The sequence below is a fragment of the Candidatus Symbiopectobacterium sp. genome (genome assembly GCF_020054415.1).
GTDB lineage: Bacteria > Pseudomonadota > Gammaproteobacteria > Enterobacterales > Enterobacteriaceae > Symbiopectobacterium.
On record NZ_JAHWCO010000008.1, the window covers coordinates 1 to 3,092 of the forward strand.

The window sequence follows — 3,092 nt, forward strand, 5'->3', positions numbered from 1 at the left end:
ATCCTGGCAATGAATGTGGAAAGAATGTTTACCGAGATCGATACCAATAAGAGTAACGTTTTCCATGATGGCCTCTCCTGAAAGAAAAACACCCTGCCAGCGTACCGCTCACAGAGTGGGGGTGAACATCTCATTAGGCCCCCCCAGCCAGGAACAGATTACGTGTGTGAGTGATGTTAGCCAGCAGACTTTTGCTCAGCGTACTAACGATCACCCATCCCCACTGCGGCACTGCCTGAAAAACCATCACCTGTTCCTGTTCGTTCGGCGACAGGCTGTTGTCACGGTACTCCAGTGTGCCGTCATGGGCACCCAGAATCTGGCTCAGCGCGCCTTCGGACCAGTCAGGACGCTGGTTAACGAGCGTTGGGTGGTAGAGGTAATTGCCGAGTTCGTTGCCTTTTTTCGCATTAATCACGAAGAAATGCCCATCTTCGCCAATACGCTTTTCCAAAATGCGTTGCTGCATCAGGGTGAATTCACGCGTGATACCGATGCCGACAAACTGGATGCCGACAATCTGGCCTCATGTATCCTTGATAGGCGTGTATTGGGTGATGTACTGCTTGCCGAACAGCGGAGCCAGTCCGCTATAGGTGCCACCCTTCATAATGCTGGTGTAGGCTGCGCTTTCCCTGTCGAGCCGGGTGCCGATGGCGCGGGTGCCATCCTCTTTTTTCAATGAGGTCGTGGTGCGCACAAAGTCATCGCCGTCGCGCACAAACAGTGTTGAAATCGCGCCAGTACGGCTGAGAAAATCATCTACGATGGCAGTGTTCGCATTCAACTGCGTATCGCCTGCTTTCAGCGTAGGCTGTGAATCATCGCCGTAAGGCACTCGCTGGGTGGTATCAATGCTGTATTGGGTAGGGAGGAAACTGGCGAACAGCGTGCTGTAGTTGCCCACTTCCGCTTGTAACCCGGCATCGTACATAGTGATCATTTCTGTCACACCGGTCACCTGGCTCTGCATATCGTGCAGCGTCAGCGCTTTTAACTGATCGCCCGCAGAACGCGTCAGTGACAATGTGAAAACCAAAAACAGCACGGCCACACTCAGCGAGGCGATCGCCGGGAGCTTGATGCCTAAACACCAGTGTCGAAAAGAAGAAAATTGCAGCATGCTGTGTCTCTTTTATTAGTGCAATCCGTGCTGGAAAATGACCCATGATGTTGTCAACCGCCGTACAACCAAGCGCCAGCAGTTAACGTCAGTAACGGCAGAGTAAGTAAATAATTCATTTGATTTGTGTAACTTTACATTGCATTCTTTGTTATAAATCATTGCGAATCTGTATTTAAAAAAAATTTATTTTTGGTGATAGGGTGTTAGGCAACCCGATTTTACGCTTAACGATGTGCGGAAAGAAAAAAGAGAGAGAACCCACATGGTAGAAATTTCGCCAGATACCCTGAACGGGATTGATGTCTTGCATGCGACCCCCAGCGGTCAGCAGGCATGTCCGTTACCGACGATATTCTTTTTTCATGGCTATACCTCGTCCAAGGAAGTATACGCCTATTTTGGCTATGCGTTAGCACAAGTGAGGTTTCGTGTTATTTTGCCTGACGCGGCGATGCACGGCGCGCGTTATGACGGTGATGATGCCCGCCGTTTACGCCATTTCTGGGATATTCTGCAATTTAACGTGCAAGAACTGCCGCTGCTGGTGGATGCAGCGCGCCAGCGCGGGTGGATTGCGGATGAGAAAATTGGCGTTGCGGGTGCATCGCTCAGGGGCATGACCGCGTTGGCCAGCATGGCGCGCTATCCGTGTATTTCAGCCGTCGCGGCATTTATGGGTTATGGATATTTTTCTGCGCTGTCGCGCTCGCTTTTCACGCCGGTCTCTGCAGGAAGCCCGGGGTCTGGCGATCTGCTGCGCCAGCTGGCGCAAACGCTGGTCAATTATGATGTCACCGACCGGCTGTCTGCGTTAGCAGATCGCACACTATTGCTGTGGCATGGCGATGCTGATGACGTGGTGCCCGCTGCCGATAGCGCGCTTGTATGCGGCACTGAAAGGGGATAATCAGCACCATAACGTCACCTACCTGACGGAACGTGACGTGGGGCACCACATCACCCCGTTAGCGCTAACTGCGGGCAGCCGCTTCTTTACCCGGAATTTTGTCTCTGTGCCATTGACTGAGACGCCGATAGCCTGATGCGACGATAGCCGGTAATGCCTGACGTATCCCGTTGACGCGGCGTGATTACTGCTCAGGATAGATGGATGCCATCTGCCAGTGGGTAAAGGTCTGGCAGTACGCCACCCCATTTTCGGCATAAAGAGCGATGCCGCGTCCTTCTGTTGGTGGATAAATACGGCTGGTTAGACAGTTTTCCCATTGATTGACAAAGAGTTCCACTGAGGAACGATCGATAAAAATCCGCAGATCAAGCGTGTCGCCATCGGGCAGTGCCACACTGCGATAGCCGCCGACGTCCAGTCCGGATTGACTGCGATCCAACACCAAACGACGAGACTGCGTATCGACATAAAACCGGGTGACGTGGCGCCGATCGTCGCTGACGGCAGTCTCGATGCCGAAGCGTTCCGCCTGGCTTTTTTGAATATCCCACATCATGTGAATTTCTGCCTGAAGTGCGCTGATCCCCAGCCTGCGTCGTTGGTTTTTCAGCGAAAAAGCGGGTAGGTTATGCGCTTCCCGGCGCAGTGCTTGCAGTTCACGGACTGGCATCATTCTGACGCGCCCTTGCGCATCCAGCGACAGTTCGCGCGGCAGCGTGAGATCCGGCCCAGCCGTCGGCCTGAGTGGGCCTTTCGGACTCCCACATATCCATCCAGCCGAACAGCAAGCGGCGCCCATCGGTAGTGACGAAAGATTGTGGTGCATAGAAATCGTGACCGGCATCCAATTCCTGAAAATGCTGCTCAAGCGTAAAAGGATGTCCCGGCTGCCAGCGTCCCAAAATATAGCCGCTCTGAGGCTTTGTTGAATAAATAGAACTTTTGGGTAATCATCGGAGCAGATCACCACAGTTGTTTCAAAATCAGGTCTCCATGGCAAAACAAAATTTTAAAATCACCAACTGGCCCTCTTATAACAAGGCCCTCAAGCAGCGC

At 52.7% G+C, this 3,092-nt stretch carries 2 protein-coding genes and 2 pseudogenes; 1 reads left to right on the plus strand and 3 read right to left on the minus strand.

Going from position 1 to position 3,092, the window contains the following annotated elements:
- Positions 1 to 133: 133 nt before the first annotated feature.
- Positions 134 to 1,123: pseudogene (locus QZ506_RS00280) on the minus strand (Cache 3/Cache 2 fusion domain-containing protein).
- A gap of 265 nt (positions 1,124 to 1,388) precedes the next feature.
- Here QZ506_RS00280 and yjfP point away from each other — a divergent pair.
- Positions 1,389 to 2,169: pseudogene (gene yjfP, locus QZ506_RS00285) on the plus strand (esterase).
- A gap of 48 nt (positions 2,170 to 2,217) precedes the next feature.
- Here the strand turns inward: yjfP and QZ506_RS21385 are convergent.
- On the minus strand, positions 2,218 to 2,709 hold the full coding sequence (locus QZ506_RS21385) for a GH32 C-terminal domain-containing protein (RefSeq protein ID WP_367272944.1): 492 nt from the start codon (positions 2,707 to 2,709) through the stop codon (positions 2,218 to 2,220).
- A complete protein-coding gene (locus tag QZ506_RS21390) occupies positions 2,693 to 2,938 on the minus strand; it encodes a hypothetical protein (RefSeq protein WP_367272945.1) in 246 nt (81 codons plus the stop codon). Before QZ506_RS21390 ends, QZ506_RS21385 begins: the two co-directional genes overlap by 17 nt.
- Positions 2,939 to 3,092 lie beyond the last annotated feature (154 nt).

Bases quoted from the DNA above. Each gene is read 5' to 3' on its own strand.
- QZ506_RS21385 (WP_367272944.1), bottom strand. From the start codon at position 2,709: ATGATGCCAGTCCGTGAACTGCAAGCACTGCGCCGGGAAGCGCATAAC.